This window comes from Dellaglioa sp. CoH-55-MRSF-6, from assembly GCF_056782215.1.
On record NZ_JBXAYJ010000049.1, the window covers coordinates 1 to 266 of the forward strand.

1 protein-coding gene is annotated in these 266 nt (G+C 60.2%); it reads right to left on the reverse strand.

All coding sequences use genetic code 11. The features are described from left to right. The coding region (locus AC1RPK_RS07745) for a hypothetical protein (RefSeq protein WP_481769354.1) at positions 1-266 on the reverse strand (266 nt) is incomplete at both ends.

Sequence of the window (266 nt, forward strand, 5' to 3'; positions counted from 1 at the left end):
GCTTCAAGCAGCGAGACCATTGCGTGTTCCGCGCTTTGGCGTCCTGCACCCTTGTCCGTCAATCCATCGCCCTGTGCTCCGGGTATATCGATGTCGAACAGGCGCAGAGCTGCGTGCGTCGGCGTCTTTTCACCGTCTACTGTTTGCTGTAGCTCACGGTCGAGCAGCGCACGCCATTCATCTGCGGGCAGCGGGACCCACTCGCATTTGAAATAGCCAGCTCCAGATTCACCGGGCTCAAGCCCAGACAGCGCGGCATGTGCGAT